General features: G+C 34.9%; 13 protein-coding genes and 1 other RNA gene. 8 read left to right on the top strand and 6 right to left on the bottom strand.

Annotated features, from left to right (window positions below):
* Positions 1 to 436: 436 nt before the first annotated feature.
* Both NCCP2222_RS15200 and NCCP2222_RS15195 read left to right on the top strand, forming a co-directional pair.
* Positions 437 to 2,434, top strand: coding sequence for an ATP-dependent nuclease (locus NCCP2222_RS15200; protein ID WP_248513188.1), 1,998 nt, complete (start codon positions 437 to 439; stop codon positions 2,432 to 2,434).
* Positions 2,424 to 4,193, top strand: coding sequence for a UvrD-helicase domain-containing protein (locus NCCP2222_RS15195; RefSeq protein WP_248513187.1), 1,770 nt, complete (start codon positions 2,424 to 2,426; stop codon positions 4,191 to 4,193). Before NCCP2222_RS15200 ends, NCCP2222_RS15195 begins: the two co-directional genes overlap by 11 nt.
* 831 nt (positions 4,194 to 5,024) lie before the next feature.
* Here NCCP2222_RS15195 and NCCP2222_RS15190 read toward each other — a convergent pair.
* Positions 5,025 to 5,879, bottom strand: coding sequence for an NAD(P)-dependent alcohol dehydrogenase (locus NCCP2222_RS15190; RefSeq protein ID WP_309295971.1), 855 nt, complete (start codon positions 5,877 to 5,879; stop codon positions 5,025 to 5,027).
* Between the two features lie 153 nt (positions 5,880 to 6,032).
* The gene (locus NCCP2222_RS15185; RefSeq protein WP_248513186.1) at positions 6,033 to 6,620 is read right to left on the bottom strand and encodes a Crp/Fnr family transcriptional regulator; all 588 of its coding nucleotides are present in this window, start codon (positions 6,618 to 6,620) and stop codon (positions 6,033 to 6,035) included.
* 150 nt (positions 6,621 to 6,770) lie between these two features.
* Between NCCP2222_RS15185 and ssrA the strand changes: the two genes are divergently transcribed.
* Positions 6,771 to 7,130, top strand: a transfer-messenger RNA (tmRNA) gene (gene ssrA / locus NCCP2222_RS15180).
* An 82-nt stretch (positions 7,131 to 7,212) separates the two neighbouring features.
* On the opposite strand, the gene NCCP2222_RS15175 is transcribed toward ssrA, so the two are convergent.
* Positions 7,213 to 7,449, bottom strand: a complete 237-nt coding sequence (locus NCCP2222_RS15175) for a helix-turn-helix domain-containing protein (protein ID WP_248513185.1) — start codon at positions 7,447 to 7,449, stop codon at positions 7,213 to 7,215.
* Between the two features lie 210 nt (positions 7,450 to 7,659).
* Here NCCP2222_RS15175 and NCCP2222_RS15170 point away from each other — a divergent pair, with 210 nt between their 5' ends.
* Positions 7,660 to 9,528 (top strand): Eco57I restriction-modification methylase domain-containing protein, encoded by a 1,869-nt coding sequence (locus tag NCCP2222_RS15170; RefSeq protein ID WP_248513280.1) that lies wholly within the window; start codon positions 7,660 to 7,662, stop codon positions 9,526 to 9,528.
* 16 nt (positions 9,529 to 9,544) lie between these two features.
* Here the strand turns inward: NCCP2222_RS15170 and NCCP2222_RS15165 are convergent, their stop codons facing one another.
* Entirely contained in the window at positions 9,545 to 10,006 is a 462-nt protein-coding gene (locus NCCP2222_RS15165) for an EVE domain-containing protein (RefSeq protein ID WP_248513184.1), read from the bottom strand.
* 116 nt (positions 10,007 to 10,122) lie between these two features.
* Here NCCP2222_RS15165 and NCCP2222_RS15160 point away from each other — a divergent pair, with 116 nt between their 5' ends.
* From NCCP2222_RS15160 to NCCP2222_RS15150, 3 genes are all read left to right on the top strand, one after another.
* Positions 10,123 to 11,052 carry a hypothetical protein gene (locus NCCP2222_RS15160; protein ID WP_248513183.1) on the top strand — a complete coding sequence of 310 codons (930 nt, stop codon included), beginning with the start codon at positions 10,123 to 10,125 and terminating at the stop codon, positions 11,050 to 11,052.
* 1,547 nt (positions 11,053 to 12,599) lie between these two features.
* Positions 12,600 to 14,555, top strand: coding sequence for a lipoteichoic acid synthase (gene ltaS, locus NCCP2222_RS15155; RefSeq protein ID WP_248513182.1), 1,956 nt, complete (start codon positions 12,600 to 12,602; stop codon positions 14,553 to 14,555).
* A 189-nt stretch (positions 14,556 to 14,744) separates the two neighbouring features.
* Positions 14,745 to 16,412 carry an S-layer homology domain-containing protein gene (locus NCCP2222_RS15150; RefSeq protein WP_248513181.1) on the top strand — a complete coding sequence of 556 codons (1,668 nt, stop codon included), beginning with the start codon at positions 14,745 to 14,747 and terminating at the stop codon, positions 16,410 to 16,412.
* A 230-nt stretch (positions 16,413 to 16,642) separates the two neighbouring features.
* Here the strand turns inward: NCCP2222_RS15150 and NCCP2222_RS15145 are convergent, their stop codons facing one another.
* Positions 16,643 to 17,446 carry a tryptophan-rich sensory protein gene (locus tag NCCP2222_RS15145; protein WP_248513180.1) on the bottom strand — a complete coding sequence of 268 codons (804 nt, stop codon included), beginning with the start codon at positions 17,444 to 17,446 and terminating at the stop codon, positions 16,643 to 16,645.
* Between the two features lie 504 nt (positions 17,447 to 17,950).
* Between NCCP2222_RS15145 and NCCP2222_RS15140 the strand changes: the two genes are divergently transcribed.
* On the top strand, positions 17,951 to 18,457 hold the full coding sequence (locus NCCP2222_RS15140) for a hypothetical protein (protein ID WP_248513179.1): 507 nt from the start codon (positions 17,951 to 17,953) through the stop codon (positions 18,455 to 18,457).
* Between the two features lie 80 nt (positions 18,458 to 18,537).
* Here NCCP2222_RS15140 and NCCP2222_RS15135 read toward each other — a convergent pair whose 3' ends face one another.
* Entirely contained in the window at positions 18,538 to 19,278 is a 741-nt protein-coding gene (locus NCCP2222_RS15135; protein ID WP_248513178.1) for an SH3 domain-containing protein, read from the bottom strand.
* Positions 19,279 to 19,479 lie beyond the last annotated feature (201 nt).

The raw sequence follows: 19,479 nt of genomic DNA, 5'->3' as shown, positions 1-19,479 counted from the left end.
TAAACTTCAGTACATTGTCGCTGCTAAAGAGGTGAGATGACTTTTCCTTAAATGGTAAAGAACTTGGCACACTCTACGGTAAATTCTTTGTCATTGCGGGGTAAAAAAGATGTCACGATTCATAAATTCGAGTGGGTTCAAACACAAAAGTATGTCGAGATGTTATTTAAGACGCCAATTTAGATTGTAAAAAGGTAAGTATAGTGCTGAGAGTCAGTGCTTTTTAAAAAGAAATATACTGTTAGAGAACTAGGTAAATAGAAATAGTTGTTTGGGAATTTGACCCATTAAAGAGGGTGATTTATAACTTACTTATGTTATGATAGATGAAATTGCATAAATAGTATTAAAAGGATAAATTTCTAAATCGGTTATTGTTAATTTACTATAATTAGTGTTATTGTAGCTATTTTTATTATTGAAAGGAGATATATAAATGTATTTACACAGTTTAAAGTTGTGGAACTGGAGAAAATTTGGGGAGGAAGCTAATGGAAAATGCGGAATGGAGATCGAGTTTAACAAGGGGCTTAATATAATTGTTGGAGAAAATGATGCTGGTAAAACAGCTATTATTGATGCTATTAAAACTGTACTTTCTACAAATAACCAAGATATAAACTGGATTACAGAACAAGATTTTCATAATGAAAGTACAAAACTTAAAATCGAGTGTATATTTAGAAGTTTAAGTGAGGAAGAAGAGGCTTATTTTTATGAATGGTTAACGATCTATCCGGATAGAACTGACCTTCGAGTAATAATAGAAGCTGAAATTTATGAAGACATAAATAAACAAATGAAAATTAAAAAGACTTTAAAAGCTGGGCCAGAAGACTTAGAAAAAGGACTTGAAGAAACTGTTAGACAATTATTGTCAGTTACATATTTAAAACCATTGAGAGATGCTGCAACAGAATTAAGTCCAGGTAAACGATCTAGAATTGCTCAGGTTGTAAAGAATTTAAGTGAGTTTACTGAAGATAGTATTGAACAGAAAAAAATTGTTGAGAGCTTTAAAACAGCCTTTGATGAATTAAAAAAGGTTTTAGAAACGCCTGTATTAAAAAAAATCGAGTTAACAGTCGATCAGTTTTTTGAGGACAATAATAAAAAAATTCCAGAGATACGAAATAAAGATATGAGTTTCGTAGAAATTTTAAGAAAGTTAGAATTAAATTTAGGCGAAATTGGTACAGGTTTGGGAAGTTCCAATTTATTGTTTATGGCTATTGAGTTGTTACTTTTAAGTGAAGAAGCAATTGGACCTAAGCTAGCCATGATTGAAGAAGTAGAAGCTCACATCCACCCACAAGCGCAATTACGAATCATAAAACACTTTGAGCAAAATGCTAAAGAAACTGGTATTCAATATATATTTACTTCTCACAGCCCAATTCTTGCTTCATCGATTTCATTGGAAAGTGTAATCTTTATTTATAATAAACAAGCATTCCCTATGAAATCAGGACATACAAAATTAGAAAGGGGGGATTATGAGTTCTTAGAGAGATTCCTAGATGCAACTAAAGCTAATATGTTTTTCGCACAAGGAGTTATCTTTGTAGAAGGAGATGCAGAAAATTTACTTTTACCTGCTATTGCAGAAGTTATCGGACGTCCCTTACATAGATACGGCATTTCCATAATAAATGTTGGTAATTTAGCATTTAAGAGATATTCATCAATCTTTTTAAGGGCAGACGCAAATAAATTAATGAATTTTCCAGTCTCAATTATCACAGATTTAGATCTAAAGCCTATTGAATACTATAATAGACCTTGTTATCTCAATATAAATACAGATTTGAATAAAACGATTGCTAGTTTATACGAGAGTGATGAAATTAAAAATGAATTTGAAAGAATTTATGTAACTACAAAGGATATATTTAAGAAATCAAAGACATTATATGGTTATAAAATTGAAGAAAACTTCATTGGAAATGAACAAGAACTAAAATTAAAAGAAATAGAAAAAAAAATTGAGGAACTATTAAAAGAATCAACACCTGATTTTGATAAGTATGCACAAGAAGTCAAAGGAAGAATCAAGGAGAATTATTTCAATAATATTGAAAAAACAAAAGTTTTTATTTCCAAGCCTTGGACTTTGGAACATTCTATTGCAATGAGTAAAATAGGAGAAGCTTTCGAAAATGTTTTGCTGGAAATTAAATATACTAAACAAACTAATAGAGATAAACAGAAACAATTATGGGGTAATTGTCCAGATAAAATTTCGAGAGCAACAAAGGTATATAAATTTTTACTAGAAAAAGAAATGTCCAAAGCAATAGTAGCTCAAAAATTTGCAAAATACTTATTAGATAATAAAACAAATATAAAAGATGATTTATTAGAGGATCATTCAATAAACCATCTTGTTGAAGCAATATATCATGTTACAGGAGGAGAGGAAGGTGAAAGTTAAAGAAGAAGATTATAAATTAGTAGAGAGTATATTACTTGATAAAAAAGGCGAGTTTAATAGTCTACAAAGAAAATTTATAGAACTAACAGAGACTAAAACAATTATTGCTGGACCAGGTGCTGGGAAAACAACTACTTTAGCTGCAAAGATTGTTATTTTCCTAAAAAACCTAAAAGCAACTAACAGTAAAGATGGTGTATGTATTATTACACATACAAATGTGGCTGTTAATGAAATTAACAGTGCATTACTTAAAGCAGGTGTAGGTACAATTAGTCACCCACATTTTATTGGAACTATTCATGAATTTTTTAATCGCTATTGTGTATTTCCTTACTTCAAATATAAATATAAACATAATGATTTGTTATTTGATAATGAAGGTAAAAGCGATTTGGAATACTATAAAACATTCGTTGGAATAAAAAAGCCTTGGATTAATCAGGATAAATTTAAACGATTTAGAGATAGTCTTCCTGAAAGAATTAGTAAAAGTGAGTTGTTTGTAAATGAAGATAACAAATTAAATTTATATAATACTACAAAGTGGGATAAATTTGAAAGTTACAGAGAACTAATGCTTGATGCTAAGATGTCTAGAAAATTGAATGGACTTCTCACGTATGATGATACCTTTTTATTTTCTGAGATTTTCTTAGCAGAAGATCGATTCAAAGAAGTGTTACGCAAAAGGTTTAAATATATCTTCTTAGATGAATTTCAAGATACTCACCCCAAAGGTATGAATTTATTAGAAAAGTTATTTAACACACCTAATAATGTTTTTCAGAAAATTGGTGACCCATATCAGACAATCACATTTAACCAACAGATGCCTATAGTAAGAGAAGAAGATATTTTTAGAATAAATATAACAAATCGTTTTGGTAGCGAAATTGCAGAACACTTAAATGTAATTATGCCTGAATCACAAATGCAATCTATTCATAGAGAAAAAAAGTCCTTTACACCAATTATTTTGTTATATAAAGATAAGAATGATATTTATAATACGTATAAAGATATTATTCAAGAACATGAGGAACTTGATGCTAACTTTAAAGGGAGTAATAAAAGAGATAAGGTTCTAGTCTTAGAAAGAAAATGGGCTTCAGATGTTAAAGCTGGAAGTAAATATAAACAGAAAAAACAAAAAAGGTTATTATCAAAAAATGAAGCACTGAAAACTACTATCTTCGATTTCGTTATTAAAAGAATCATAAATGAAGGCGGGAATTTATTAGAAGTTAAAAAATGGCTTAACAATCATTCACAAGTGTTGTCACTTAACAAATTACTTATTAAGATAATTAAAGGTAATATAGATGAAGAGAAAGTTAAATTAAAAAATCTGATTAATTCATTTTTAGAAGAAAGAGGTTCAACGAATATAACTATTAGTAATAATCTTTTTGAAAAACTAAAAGATATAACTATTGATAACGAGGTATGGGATGTAAAGATAGATGATGAGGATGATATTTTTACTATACATTCGGTTAAAGGTGAAACTCTTCGTTCGGTTCTATTAGTAGATTATGAAGCAAAGCATTTAACAAATGTTTTGCTTCATAAATACGGTATTTTTAAAGAAGGTAAATATCAATTTACACATCAAAATTTGTTATATGTTGCTATGAGTAGAGTCACACATTTATTTGTTTTTGCAATAGAAGAAAGTGATTTGACTTCAGAAGCGAGAGCGGCCTTAGAACAGAAATGGAGGATTGTGGAAATAAAATCTACAGTAGAAGTTTAGTTAGAAATAATTAGCCTCTAAAGTCTATAGGCATTATATCAGTGTTTTGAGACGGTAGGTTCGACTCCCGCCGTCTCCAAATTTCAGTATCATGGAGTTTTATTGGTATTTAATACCTGCTACTAACGGGAAACTTGAAAAAAACCTGCTATTTCTTAATTCTTTTTACTTTTGAATCAGATAGGTTGGGTCTGGTACTTGAGTTTTTCCAAAAACTGCGAAACCCTTCCCATTCATCGTTATGCAACTCGCTCTATGGGAATATATTTGGTTTCTATGTATACTATATATATAAGTGAGTGATTTCGGGGAATTGATCAAGTTTCCGCAATTAAAAGTGAAGCTTCCCAAAGAAGAGCGCGAGAAATTCGAAGAATATAAAGAAAAGAAGAATGCCACAACCAAAGCAGTAATGGATTATTTTTATAACTAAGCAACAATCCTCATTCAAAACGCTAACAATCGTAAAAATCGACCCACAAGGTAGATGGTTACGATTTTTTTCTGCTGTGGAATAAAAATCAGTTGATTTTTCGAAATCACGTGACGTGGTCATGTGTATGTGTACAAGAAACTTTCGAGCTTAGACAGTGTGGAGCGAATCATGATCGAGAGGTTAATTCTTCAACATGTCAGAGTCAATATACGGGAGGATATCAATTTCGATGAGATGGTCTGGTCTTTTTATTTATGAATAAAGCAAGGAGAGGTCCCCATTAGATGGTAATCACCACTTTACCTTGCGCGTTACCTTCTTGAGAATATTTAAACTCCTCAGTTATTTAACTTAACTTAAACTGCTTAACAATTATAGGATTTACTTTACGGGTCTCAAGTAATTCTTTTAGAAACATGTAAGTCTTTTTGATTGGCTCTTTGCAACAGGCTGCTTATTTTCTTGCTTCCTGTCATTGAAGTAAATGGTCCAAAAAATAATGTTTTATAAAGTTGAGCCTCGGAACCTCCTACATGTACAAAAATCCCATTTGATTTTAATACCCGTTTATAAGCGGAAAGGGAATTAGAGCCATTCACGCCAAGAACTAAATCATAATAACCCTCATGTTGAGTGAAGCGATCTTTTGAATAATCAATGACATGGTCGGCCCCGATCGAACGCAATATGTCTACATTTCTTGTACTACATACTCCCGTTACGTCCGCACCGCATGCTTTAGCAATTTGTACCGCAAAAGTGCCGACACCACCAGACGCACCATAGATTAATACTTTTTGTCCCGATTTAATCTTCCCTTTATCACGTAGTCCCTGTAGGGCAGTCACACCAGCCAAAGGAGCAGCAGCTGCTTCCTCAAACGAAATATTGTTCGGCTTTAAGGCTAGAGCAAATTCGGGGACTGCAACATATTCAGCGAACCCACCCCATCCACAACCAGAGAGGTCTCCAAATACTTCATCTCCTACTTTAAATTGCTTAACATCTTTCCCGACGGCTTCAACTGTACCAGCTATGTCCCCTCCAGGAATCGCGTATTTTGGTTTCCTTATTCCGAAGGCAAATCGAGCTAAAAATGGTTTGCCTTGCAAAAGAACGACGTTCCCAAAGTTTACAGATGCTGAATGAACCTTTACCAATACTTGATTCTCGGTAGGGAAAGGTTTTTCCACCCCTTGTAACTCAAGTACATCGGGTGAACCATATCTATTACAAACGATCGCTTTCATTTAAACCCCTCCAAAGTAATTTCTTTGCTATTCAAATAGTAACAAGGGGTTAATCAGCCTTCATTGACTTAAGTTAATTTGGTTGGTATGTCGTTCAAAAAATTTGTCGAGTTAGTCTTTATTACATTGTCCCTGCTGAGTGGGGAGCATCTATTAACGATCGCTTTCTTTAATTCGCTTTCTTATTCTACTTAATGACTCAGGAGTCATCCCAAGATAACTAGCCAATTGATGCTGTGGTACACGATCAATTAACAGAGGACGTTTTCTTAAAACGGTTTTATATCGTTCTTCTGGAGTAGAGCTGATAAATTCACCAATTTGGTCTTGCATTTCACCAAGGTTGATCTCCATCATTTTTCGTATCATGATTTCAAGTTGTGGGTATTTGGTAAACATCGTATTTTCAGCATCAACGTCGCCCACAACTAATATACAATCTTGAATACAGGCTAATGAATACTTTGACAGCTCACCTGAAGTCTTTTCGTTGATAATTGGTATAGCTTGTTCCTCAGTAAAAAAATTGGTTGTTACCTCTTTACCTGCTTCATCTATAAAAAACTGCCTCACACACCCCTTTAATACGTAATAACATTTAACGGCGGAAAGATCTCCTTGTCTAAGAAGGTGTTTTCCTCTTTTGTATTCATCAATTCTTAAACTTGCAGAAATCACCCGCTGTTCATCTTCACTGATTGAAGTGAAGTCAGACATATATTTAAAGAGTATATCAATCATATATTTTCTCCTTTCCTATGTGCGGTTACTTTATGTATCTTAATTATATAGATAACAACAATCGGAATAGCGCCTAAATCAAGGTGCGATTGTAGAATAAAAAATTTTTTCTTAATTTTACTAATGAGGCACTTTACTATCCATTCCTACGGGGACGTTACGGAGTCGACAGGGGTGGTCTTGAGGTTGAGCTGCGCGTCGGAGGGCTCGACTCCGTCAGAAACGGCAGTTATTAATAACTGGCAAAACAAACAACAACTTAGCATTCGCAACGTAAGCTTATGAATCTGCCTAGCAGTTCTATCGCCCATGTGGCATAGTTAGGATCACCTATTAGTGGGATACGGTAACGGTCGCCTCCTGAGGCCGTTGCAAGCGACTACCAGGATAGCGCTCAGACGCCTTGATTGAAGGGAAAATGCAGCGAGAACCGTAATAGTCAATCTACACGCGTAGACGCTTAAGTATTGGAGCCTTTGGATGTGGGTTCGACTCCCACCTTCTCCATAAGATTTTATGCTTCTTTTGTTAAGACAAGTAATTTTGGTTGTTTTTTAGACTAGAATGACTTATATTCCTTCATATTTGAACCTTAGTTATCTTTTCGAGTCACCTCAAAAAGGTCAGATGGGGTGATATCTAAATATGCACAAAGTTTTGCAATTAACCTGGCGGGTATTTGTCTTTTTTCCATTTCCTTGTTATTAACTAAATCATTAATCGTTGTACGTCTTTCATCAATATCATTAGAAAGTTTATTTGCCGACAAATTTTTACTGTGTAAAATATCTTTTAACCTGCAGTTAAGCATTACATTCTCAATATTCATCAAATTCAACACCCTTTCTACTTGCAGTTGTAATTTCTACATTATATGCTATAATTAAATCGATAAGATCGTTTAAAGTTCAAACGAATGTTCTGAAAAAGAAAAATTTGTTAGTGGTATATTTTTATATAGGTCATATTGAATGTTTTTTTCAATTATATGAGAATAATCTTTTTTTAAATATTACTATGAGGTGATCAATTGTCTACTATGATCGTTGAAAAAATTCAGATGAATACTCAGCCAGATGATTTATTAGTAGAAAGTGAATTAATTAGAATTTATTTAAAGCAGTTAGGCATAAACGTAAATGGAATTAAAAATAAATTCTTGAAAAACTGTCTAAGAGAACATTGTTTAAAAACGGAAAAGGATTTAATGAAAATAAGAAATTTTTGGACTTTAAAGGATATTGAAGGATACTTTTACTCCCTCTTCTCCAAAAAAACGACAGATTCAAATGGTATTATCTTCACACCTAGTTATATTGTAGATTATATTTTATCCGAGACTATGGATCACTATAAAGATCCAACTATATGTGACTTTTCATGTGGAAATGGTTCTTTTCTTATTCTAGCCGCCGAAAGATTATACAATAGGGACAAATCCAAAAGTATTGTAAAAATTATTGAAAATAACATATTTGGAATGGATTTATTGGAGGAAAATGTTCGGAGAACAAAAATCCTATTATTGCTATTAGCTTATAAAGAAAATGTAGATGTAGAAAAAATTAATTTAAATATTATCTGCTATGATAGCACTGAAAAGGATGCGATAAAGCAATTTTCAAAAGAAGATGTCAATGATGGTTTTGATTGTATAGTAGGGAATCCTCCTTACATAAAAATTCAGGATCTAGATGTCAAGATGAGGAATAAATTAAAGAAAAATTTCATCACTACCACTTCTGGGAGTATTAATATTTATTTTGCATTTATCGAACTTGGGGTAAATTATTTAAATCAAGAGGGTACACTAGGCTATATAGTACCCAATCATTTTCTGAAAATGAAATCTGCCCAACCTCTTAGAGATTTCTTAATAAAAAATAATTTAATAAAACAAATAATCGATTTTAAGGACTGTCAGTTATTTCCTAATGCACAGACCTATTCATCAATTATTACACTTGATAGAAGTCATAAGAAGAGCTTATTTTATGAAATAGTTAGCAATTTTGATAAAGATAATTTAAATGGAATAAATAATTCATTAAAAAAGCTGCATTACAGTGATATCGATTCTGAAACTATAAACCTGTTAAATGATCAAGAAAAACGAAACATAAATAAAATAGAGAATGCAGGATTAAAATTAAAAATAAGTACAGGGATTGCTACTCAAAAAGACAGCGTATATATGATAGGAATGGATATAAGTGATTCAATAAATGACGAAAATGAATTTTATGTAAAACGTTACAAAGGGAAAGATTACAAAATTGAAAAACAGATTACTGTTCCTTTAATAAAAGGTGGTACAAATATTGATCATCATACTGGTAGAGTAAAGAAAAAAGTTCAAATTATTTACCCTTATTATAAAGATGGATCAGGGCACATTAAAGTAATACCAGAGAAAACATTAAAAGAAAAATTCCCATTTGCTTATTCCTATTTAGAATCTGCACGTGAAGAGCTAAACACTAGAAATGGCGGTAATCCCACTGTTTCAGTATGGTATGAATATGGAAGAAGTCAAGCACTTGATAGTTTTGGAATGAAAATAATATCACCCACGAATTCCGACCGACCTAAGTTCACCCTATTTGAAGAGTCAGCACTATTCAATAACGGTTATGCAATATACGGTGTAACATCTGATAGTATATTTTATGATAATATACCTAGCTTAGAGGTTATAGCCAAAATCCTTAATTCAATAATTATGGAGTATTATATTAAATTAACGAGTTATATGATTAGTGGAGGGTATTATTGCTATCAAAAAAAGTATATTAATAATTTCACTCTGCCTCCGCTGAATGAAAACGAAGTAGCTTTTGTTAAATCGTGTGATGATATTAATGAATTAGATTGCTTTTTAATCAGTAAATACAATCTGGAATTTTAAAAACAGTAAAGAGTAGTTAATTACTACTCTTTTTTTGACTATTCACAATTGTTTTGTAGTCGTTCTTGCAAATTGATTTAATTGATTGTCTAAAAAATATACCCCAGTGTGCTTTATTTTTAATGAAAGCGAGGTCGTTAATTAAAGGATAAATAATTATTGGAGGTGCAAATTTTCGAACATCCTTTATTCGAATAGCAAACTTGAAGATATCATAGAATATATCATCTAATCCACTGATTTCATCTATATCTCTAGCCTCACTTTCTATTACAAAGGATGCAACAAAGTACTTTCTGTGATGACCAGCCATGTAACACAAAATCATATCGCCTTTCTCAAGCTTCTTAACTCTGTTACCCAAAGGGTACGTATCTCTAAATAACCAGTACTTTATATCTAGCAAATGTTCAATTATATTCTCCCCTTTAATTTCTTTTTCCCCTTTTATATCATTTACAATAAAAATATAATTCATAACAATCTCCCTCAGTTGTTTTTTATTCATTTTATCATAAATTAATTTTTGTTTTGACAAAATAAGAGTTAATATATACTATAAATTATGAATAGGATTTTAGTAGGGGGAAGAGAATGGTGTATTCTGTAAATAAAAATGGGTTCTTGGATGTGAATTCTGCTTTGGCTAATATAAAGGATGATCTTGAATTATCAATTACAACTGCAACCGTGAAAGGGTCGCAGTACAATACAAAAGGTCAACCATATGGCAATGGACAAAAAGCAAAAGAAGCATTGATTAGGTCGCAGGGTTTAATAAATCATTTACACGAACTTGTTAAGGCTGAGCTCATTAGGGCTAATATCGATCCAACCAAAATATTTCCGCCACCTGGACAAAGTAAACCAGAATTAAAGATTGCTGGTTTATTAAAACAAAAGGATCAGGATATCTGTGTTAAACCTACAAATATAAAACAGGTTAGAGAAAAAATTAGTTGGGGTCCACTGGTTCATGAAAATGTTACATGTTACCTTGGGAAAGAACTCACTGAACAAACATTAGTCATAAATGTAAGAAGTCAAATGAGTAGTCTAGCCAAAAATGCAGATACTTTATTTGAGAGAACTTTTGCAGAAGCATTGAACCTCCATAATCTTAACCCGAAACTTTGCCTTGGTGAAGTCTATTTAATACCTGTAAGAGAATATGATGATGTTGCTATGCTTAATAATAAGGTTAAATTTAAAAATAATACTACCAATATAGCAAAATACATTAGTTTTTTTAACTTTATTAATGGCAGACGAGATACTACAACTGAACATCATAAATACGAAAGATGTGCATTATTAATTGTGGATTTCAGTAAAGAGATACCCAAATTATACAATACAACTGATGAGTTGAAAAAAGATAATCTGGTACCTAAGGATTTTCCGATTGAATTGGAACATATTTCTATTAATGCATTTATAGATGATTTGCTTCGAGAGTATAATCAACGTTTTAATAACTATGATATTTATTTAGATTCAATGCCTAGAGCGGTTCAAAAGTAGTTTGAAGTAAGTATTTTACCACCTTTTACTTTCTATTGTTAGTACCACTGCATTAATAGTGGGAGGTAGTCAATAAAACCTCCGAACTATAATAATATTCTTTCTTTCAATCAATTCTAAGTGATCAACTTTCACATACCGCTTAGTGTGTGAATTCAAGAATGGAAAGTTATAGAAAGTAAGTTTCGGAATCTTTAGTACAATCTTTTTTTGAAATCAAATCTAAAATACCGGGTAAATTTTTAAATGGCACCGCCTTTCCAGTATAATACTCTTTTTTCTGGCAAACCGTTGTGAAAGCTGCAACATGATCCTATTTAGAAACGTCGATAAACACCAGTTTTATTGAAACTCCTGGTCTCCTCAGTATTTAGGTAAATGGAAGACATGCACATGGTGTAATTGTATTTCCGACGAATATGGTGGAATAAACTTATTGGTGAAAATTTCTACTATGATATTAAATTAATACTAACAAAATAGCACAGTGCTGTTTATCCCGCTTAAAGAAGCATTGAATCTCATTCCTATTAGGGCGTAATTTAGGGGAATGAGAATCATTGCTTCTTGTTTTTTATTTAATTTTTGTTATTGATTAAAAGTATCTTTTAAGCATCAGATGAATTTAATTGATTTTCGAAATGAATTGTATATAATTCATTCGTGAAAAAACACTAAGTCGACTACTGGAACCTACAAAAAGCATTGCCCTGAATATGGTAGAGCCTTATGAACGGGCCAGGAATTATCTTTGAAAAGCGCGTGTTGAGAATTCAGGTATATACTATTTGTTGGAAGAAAAAAGGGGATAACCATATTTTCTCTTTTATATTATGCTTGCATAAAGGAGCCGTTTCAGCAATAAAAGGTCATATTGCGGTTCATGAAAAAGGAGCAATTGTTCTAACTAATGGGAGGATCAAAGCAAAACTAGTAAAAGAATTATATTACACCAATTGTTATGTTGCCACAAAAATTTTTGGTGTATGCTCAAACAAGTGAGAGGAGTACATACTAAAGTAAGATTATTGTCCTTCCAGTGCGCGGCTTATTTAAGATGGTTAATTTTATGATTTCCATAAACCAAAATAATTCACAGTTTCGTTTTTTATCGGATGATGTGCTAGACAAGGCACTGTAATTTTCATTTACTAGAAAGCTCCTTTTTTAAGTAAAAAGGAATACTCTTCTAGCCGGCGGAACTGGTGAGTCCATTCTATTTTCAGGATATGTCGTCATCGTCTTTAATGATAGCTAACAGACGCCTAACAACAGATTAACGACTGCTAAAATAAGAACAGTAAGAATTATGGCATCCTTCGGAAACTTCAAGCGACATAATTCGTCCTGAATTGGCGGAAGGGCAGTCGGGATGAATGCAGTGAAAGCAGATCACGCTATGATTCTCCACTTTAACTTGGAAGTTTTTAACTTGACGAAAAGCCTCAAGAGGAGTACTATGTTTTAGTTGTAGAAATAAAGTAACTTTAAAATTACATTTTCCGTAGATCAAATATGAAATTAAAAAATAAAAGGTTGGTGGTTACATGAGAAATCAATGGAAAGTGAAAGATTTTTTTCTACACAACTTTTTAGGATTCTATGCAGTCGCCGTCTTGATGTTATGGATGAAAACCTATATTGCGCAAACCACTCAATTTGAATTGGGGGTAGAAGGAGCACTTCAACACTTCCTGTTACTGCTCAATCCGCTCGGTTCAGCGATGCTGTTTCTAGGCATTTCTTTCTTATTTAAAGGTAAGAGAAAATATACAATGCTCGTCGTCGTGTACACGTTGATGTCGATTCTTTTGTATGCGAATGTCGTCTATTACCGGTTTTTCAGTGATTTCATTACACTGCCGACTCTCTTCCAAACGCAGAATTTCGGGGATCTAGGCGGTAGTATTTTGTCTTTGCTACAACCATTTGATATTTTGTTCTTTGTAGATGTATTCGTCATGATGTACCTTCGATTTTCACGTAAGGTAGAAAAAGGGACGAATCGAATTGGAACTAGAACAGCGTCTGCCATTATTGCTGGCGCATTAGTCATTTCATTGATTAATCTAGGACTGGCTGAAGCAAGCCGTCCGCAGCTGTTGACTCGTGGCTTTGATCGAAACTATATTGTGAAATATCTAGGTATGTACAATTACTCGATTTATGATTCGGTGGAAACGGCGGCCGCTTCATCGCAGCGGGCGATGGCGGATAGCAGTGATATTACAGAAGTGATCAACTATACACAATCTGCTTACGCAGAGCCGAACCCAGTCTACTTTGGGAAGGCCAAAGGAATGAACGTCATCTATTTGCACTTAGAATCATTCCAGAACTTCCTGATTGACTATAAATTGAACGGGGAAGAAGTAACACCGTTCTTAAATTCATTAACACACGATAAGAACACCGCGTATTTCGATAACTTCTTCCACCAAACGGGCCAAGGGAAAACGTCCGATGCGGAATTCATGTTAGAAAACTCCCTATTTGGGCTGCCGCAAGGCTCTGCTTTTATTACAAAAGCGCAAAATACGTACCAAGCTGCGCCGGGCATTTTGAAGGATTATGGGTACACATCGGCTGTCTTCCACGGCAATAACGGCAGCTTCTGGAATCGAAATACGATTTATAAAGAATTTGGGTTCGAGCATTTCTTCGATGCGAGTTATTATGATACGACTAACCCAATCGACATGGCGGAATATGGATTATTGGATAAACCGTTCTATGAACAGTCGGAAAGTATGCTCAGCTCACTGCCGCAGCCTTTCTATACAAAATTCATTACGGTTGCCAACCACTATCCATATGCGATGGATCAAAGCTTAGTGTCCATTGACAAAGCACAGACTGGGGACGCCAGTGTGGACGATTATTTCCAAACTGCGCGTTACACAGACGAAACGATTGAAAAAGTCTTTACCCGCTTAAAGGAAATGGGCTTGTACGATAACTCGGTCATTGTGTTGTATGGTGACCATTATGGTATTTCCGAGAACCATAAAAAAGCGATGGCGCAAGTGTTGGGGAAAGAAATTACTCCTTATGAAAGTGCCAACTTGCAGCGTGTTCCATTATTCATACACGCTCCCGGATTGAAAGGCGGCGTCAGCCACACGTATGGCGGCCAAACAGACCTTCTTCCGACGTTGTTGCATTTGCTTGGAATCGATACAAAAAACTTCGTTCAATTCGGTTCGGATTTATTCTCGAAAGAGCATAATGAAGTGGTCCCATTCAGAAATGGCGATTTTGTCAGCCCGACGATCGATTCCATTAATGAAAAGTATTATGACAGCCAAACAGGCTTGCCACTCGACGAAAGTAAATTGGAGCAAGCTGAAGCGATGAAAAAAGAAGTAGCATTTAAATTGGGGCTATCCGATAAAGTAGTTAATGGCGACTTGTTGAGATTCTATACACCAAAAGGATATACGCCTGTCGATCCTTCTCAGTATAACTACACGAAGGATGAAGATGTACAAGCTGGTGAATGATATATGAAAACAAAAGAAGCACGTTCTCTCCGGATAGGGGAGGGGGTGCTTCTTTTTTGTATGGATCAGAATTTACGTTATCCATCATATAGGTTGGTAGTTCCATAATTAAGTTAAATCACTACATTTTACAACTTGTAACAATCCTCATAGTTCATTAAAATTTATAAAGAATTTAAGGAGGTTACAATGAAATCTTTTATTTTTAGCGCTTTACTAATAGCTTCATTATTTACTGTTCCAATCACTGGATCAGCCAGTACGTTTGAAAACCCTTCTACTTGGGCACCACAAACGGTAATTCAAGGAAAGACAGATGAGACTCGTTTTTACTCTTTACATGTATACGAACCGAAACGAATTACCATTACGCTAGAGAACGACAACATCGTTAGGCCATTTGCGGTCACTGTTTTTGATGAAACTCACAGGGCGTTAGGCACGGTTGTTTCAACGAAATCAGATGGAGATGAAACGAAAACAGTTGGGAGTATTGATGTACAAGCAGGGGCTTACATACTGCAAATCCACTCTTTTAATCATATCGTTCCTGTCGATTTCACGGCGTCGTATACGCTTGAAGAAGTGGGTACAACTGACATAGAACCAAACAATTCGATTGAAGAAGCCACACACGTTCCGCTGCAAAGTAAAATTACTGGCGCTGTTCATAAAGTTAATTATTTTGATCAAGATTATTATACGTTTGATGTGCCACAACAAGGCCTATTTACAATTGAAGGCTCCACTTATTCTTCAGCTATAGATCCTGAAACCCCAGCAAATGGCTGGTATGAACTCTATAATGAAAACGGTAAGCAAGTGTTGCATAATTTACTTCGCGACAAAGTTCAAACTGAGACAAAAAACTTCGTTCTGCCGGGGAAATATACATTACTCATTAAGTACACTAACCAGATTGAACCAGAAATGAAATATACATTAAATACCTCATTCGAACCAATTGCCGAAAATGAAGTTATATCCAATGGGTTAAATAATGGATATTTACAAGCACAATTAGTTCCATTAAATAAGCAAATTAAGGATATGTTTTATCACAATACGAGCTATGGCAGTCAGCATCACTATTATAAAGTACAATTACCGAAAGAAATGCCAATCCAAATAACAGCAAGTTCAGAGGTAAGTGGTTTACAAATTCATACATATAATAATGACACTATTAATAAGGATTCGGCGGGTAACAATGTACCTGAACCTATAACATTCACAACAAATGGAATGGCGGGAGACAATGTTTTTTCCATGATGAACACGTATGGTCCGATTACACGTGCTGACTATGTGTTTTCTATAAAAGCTCAGTTTTTCTCCGATGTCCCATTTAGTCATTCCTATTTCAATGAAATTGAAAAGATGCGTGATGCAAATATCATTAAAGGATATCCGAACGGGACGTTTCATCCAAATGAATTAATTTTACGCAAGCATGTTTTTTCACTGTTACATCATGTTGACTCGGTAAAATTACCCGTACTTAGAGAAGCAATAACGTTTACTGATCTACCGCGGACACACACTTATCATGACGTCATACAGCAATTTTACCAAGCAGGTATTGTTGATGGATATAATAATGCAATAACCCCCGAATCAACGCTAACCCGTGCGCAGCTTGCAAAAATTTTAGTGAACACATTTCACTTATCGCATCAAGGAGAAGCACAAACATTTAAAGATGTTAAACCGACGGATTGGTATTATGACGACGTACAGATTTTAGCAAGTCACGGTATTACAACTGGGGCAGATGGCTCTTTCATGCCTAACGCACCAGTTACACGTCAGCACTTCGCCGTATTTTTATATCGAACACTAAATCATCAGAAGTAAAATTTTTATTGGCCCGTATCAGTTCCTATAAAATGTGGTAACACCGTTTTTAGTTGATTTTCATTTTGATAGACAAAAGCAAAAGAAGCATGTTCTCTCCTGAGGGGGAGAGCATGCTTCTATTTTGCTTTTATCCACTTTGGTGCATTCCCGCATGCCAAATTCCAAAGCATATGCGTGGAGGTAACTATCAGGATAGCGCTCAATCTACAGCCTCACAGAATTTACACTTAAATTTTGGACTGTCTCCTGTTTCCCGCGGCGACAAGGATGATCGTTAGGGATAGGACGATCATGCAGATAATGACAGTCAGTATAATGGCAGGATATTGGTTGTTGAATCCAGTTTCTGATGTATGTTGAGAATAGATACCGTAATAACCCCATACTACAGCCAAACCATATGCAGAGTTGTGTAAGCGGAGCATGGTTACCACACTGATGATCGTTCCGATAATCAAGATAAGTATCGTCCATGTCACTTCAGATAGCCCAAATCCATCCCATTCGATGGAGACAAGGAAAGCTGTAATGTTGGCAATGGTTGCGACTGTTATCCAGCCAAAATATATACTAAAAGGAAGTTTGATAAAAAAGCTCTCTTTTAAAGAGAGGGAAGCCTCTGCGGTCAATTTGTTGATGTGGATTAGGCATAGGAGCAATCCGACCATAAGAATGACAGAAAGGAATAGTTTTTCGTAATGCCATGCTAGTATCCAAAGGGTATTGAGTATGGAAGAAATGGAAAAGTAGATGCCGACTTGTGTTAATAGACGGGCTGTGGAAGGTTTTTGCTTTTTATGAAAGAAACCGAGTTGGTATAAAACATGTAATCCCAGTAAGACATATATGACGATCCAGATTGAGAATGTAAAGCCTGCAGGAGCAAATAAATTGCTGTATTTCGCTGAAACTTCCCCCGTCGTTTGGCCATTTATGGGTAAGACGTTCGCCAATACATTGGTGACAATCATTAAGACGTATGTAAGAACGATTATTGTATTCAACCATACTCTTTTGCTTGTTAACTTCATAGAATCCTCCTTTCTCGAACTATATTCATCTCGTCTTTCCCCTATACCTGTTTCCTAACAATGTAAACTTTATGAGCGATAGTAAGTTAAGTAGTAACAGGTGCCTTTACAAAAAACATTAGACGGTTATCTATTATTGGGATAAAATGGTGACTAGTTGAGATTCTTTACGCTAAAAGGGTATAAGCCTGTCGATCTATCTCACTATAACTACACTAAAGATTAAGATGTTCAAGCAGGGCGAATGATAGAAAAAAGCAGAAGAAGCTGTCTTGTTGCTTATCTTTTGGTATAACTTGTTCATCTCTGCTTCTGATATTGTAAATTCAATTTTGATTATGTTAAAACCTAATGGTACTTAATTTTGTAGAGGATATTACCGGCTGAAACGTCAACAGGAAGTTGGCGTTACGGTTATCAGCTAAGTACAATGTCGTAATATAGTAGTCGTTTGTACATGACAATATTTTGTACGGAAATACTAGAATAAAGAGGTGTTTGCAAATGTCAGAAATAGAACAGCACTTAGAAAAACTGTATGACAGTATGCGCTGGGTAGGATTAGCGACAGGTAAGAATTGGAGTCATATAAAATTTTATGAGTACTTTTCTAGTCCGGAAAAACATATTAGGGCGGGTGCTATTTTTTCATTCTATGGCATGTTGATACAATGGGAAAGTGGGTCGAGTTTTCCATTTAAGGTTTATGATGGTCAGCCTGATATGTTTCATAAACTAGACGAGTATCTGTCAAACTTCTTGGAGAACGCAGAGGAAATTGCTAAAGAGTTTCCTGGATTATACTGTGCAATTGCAACTGTACTCAAGAAGCTGGATGATATGGAGGATATCGAGAGGGTAGGATATCGATTCCCTGATATTGGTGAAGAGCTGCGCGATAGAATGAGGGTTACTTTGTTTAAGGATGAAATCTTAAATAGCCCAGATGCGAGTAGTAACTATTACAACCAAGCATGTGAAGAAGTTGGATTAAGTAAGGAATATCGATGATGTTAGTTTTGGGAGAAAAAATAAATGAAGGGCACCTGTGCAATGTAACTCTTTTTGCACAGGTGCCTTTACAAGTCCCCTTATTTACCTCCCTCCATCGATACCAACTCCGTAATAACCTTGCCATTCTTATCGGTACTCTTTATAATTCCAACCCCTTTAGCAAAGTACGCCCGTGCGCCATTTGGATACTTGAGAATGACAGTATTCGTAAAGGTACCAGCCTTCACGGTCACCGTTTTCGTTGTGCTTTCAACTAACACCTTTTGTTCCTCAAACATCATCGACGAATCTGTTATGGTCGCTCCTTCTTTTAAAGGATAGGGAATGTTGACGAAGATGAAGTCGGAGCTCGATACACCCATCAGCAGCCTTTTGCCGTCTTCGATATAAGTGAAGTTCGATAAATCCGGGTAGAGCGGACTCTTTTTATTATATAAGTACGTGTACTCGTCCTCTGTTTCAACGTAAAATGTCTCTCTCTTTTGTTCTAAAAATGAGGGTTCGTACGTGAGAATCAATCCTTCTTTAGGTGCCAGGCCGCCAGTTACAGTGGAGGCTGCGGCTTTCGGTTTCTTCTTTGATAAAGCGGATGTATACACATATCCCTTGTCTTTGCCTGCTTGTACATAGGACCATCCGTTGGACGAAGATAATACAGTTACCTTGGCATGGTTTTTAATTGTTCGAATTTTAACCGCGTTTTGTTTCGGTTCTGCACGCAAAATAATATCTGCTTTTGCGTTTACATACATGTTGGTTGCCGCGGCTTTGGTTGACTGCAGTGGAAAGGCGTAGGCATAACCAAGCATCAGCACCATGATCGCTAGGAGTGCTTTTCGAATAGTGAATCACCCTTTCATATCGTTGCTAGAGGAAGTTATGAAGCGAGCTTTGAAATTAGAACATTATCAGAGCGCAATCTATCCTTCTGCACAGGCCTATTCCTTCTGAAACTGTTCTAAGCCATTCTGAAGTTCAGCTTCTGCCTCCCGCCTCATTGGCTGTATAACATAAATACC

The sequence above is a fragment of the Sporosarcina sp. NCCP-2222 genome (assembly GCF_023168145.1).
In the GTDB taxonomy this organism is placed as follows: Bacteria; Bacillota; Bacilli; order Bacillales_A; family Planococcaceae; genus Sporosarcina.
Note: the sequence above shows the minus strand (reverse complement) of the source record. Positions and strands in the feature narration are given on the sequence as shown.

What these genes read in the sequence shown, in the direction of transcription:
- NCCP2222_RS15175 (WP_248513185.1), bottom strand. Translation starts at nt 7,449, where the DNA reads ATGAATATTGAGAATGTAATGCTTAACTGCAGGTTAAAAGATATTTTA.
- NCCP2222_RS15150 (WP_248513181.1), top strand. Translation starts at nt 14,745, where the DNA reads ATGAAATCTTTTATTTTTAGCGCTTTACTAATAGCTTCATTATTTACT.
- NCCP2222_RS15135 (WP_248513178.1), bottom strand. Translation starts at nt 19,278, where the DNA reads ATGGTGCTGATGCTTGGTTATGCCTACGCCTTTCCACTGCAGTCAACC.
- NCCP2222_RS15170 (WP_248513280.1), top strand. Translation starts at nt 7,660, where the DNA reads ATGATCGTTGAAAAAATTCAGATGAATACTCAGCCAGATGATTTATTA.
- NCCP2222_RS15190 (WP_309295971.1), bottom strand. Translation starts at nt 5,879, where the DNA reads ATGAAAGCGATCGTTTGTAATAGATATGGTTCACCCGATGTACTTGAG.
- NCCP2222_RS15165 (WP_248513184.1), bottom strand. Translation starts at nt 10,006, where the DNA reads ATGAATTATATTTTTATTGTAAATGATATAAAAGGGGAAAAAGAAATT.
- NCCP2222_RS15145 (WP_248513180.1), bottom strand. Translation starts at nt 17,446, where the DNA reads ATGAAGTTAACAAGCAAAAGAGTATGGTTGAATACAATAATCGTTCTT.
- NCCP2222_RS15160 (WP_248513183.1), top strand. Translation starts at nt 10,123, where the DNA reads ATGGTGTATTCTGTAAATAAAAATGGGTTCTTGGATGTGAATTCTGCT.
- NCCP2222_RS15140 (WP_248513179.1), top strand. Translation starts at nt 17,951, where the DNA reads ATGTCAGAAATAGAACAGCACTTAGAAAAACTGTATGACAGTATGCGC.
- ltaS (WP_248513182.1), top strand. Translation starts at nt 12,600, where the DNA reads ATGAGAAATCAATGGAAAGTGAAAGATTTTTTTCTACACAACTTTTTA.
- NCCP2222_RS15200 (WP_248513188.1), top strand. Translation starts at nt 437, where the DNA reads ATGTATTTACACAGTTTAAAGTTGTGGAACTGGAGAAAATTTGGGGAG.
- NCCP2222_RS15185 (WP_248513186.1), bottom strand. Translation starts at nt 6,620, where the DNA reads ATGATTGATATACTCTTTAAATATATGTCTGACTTCACTTCAATCAGT.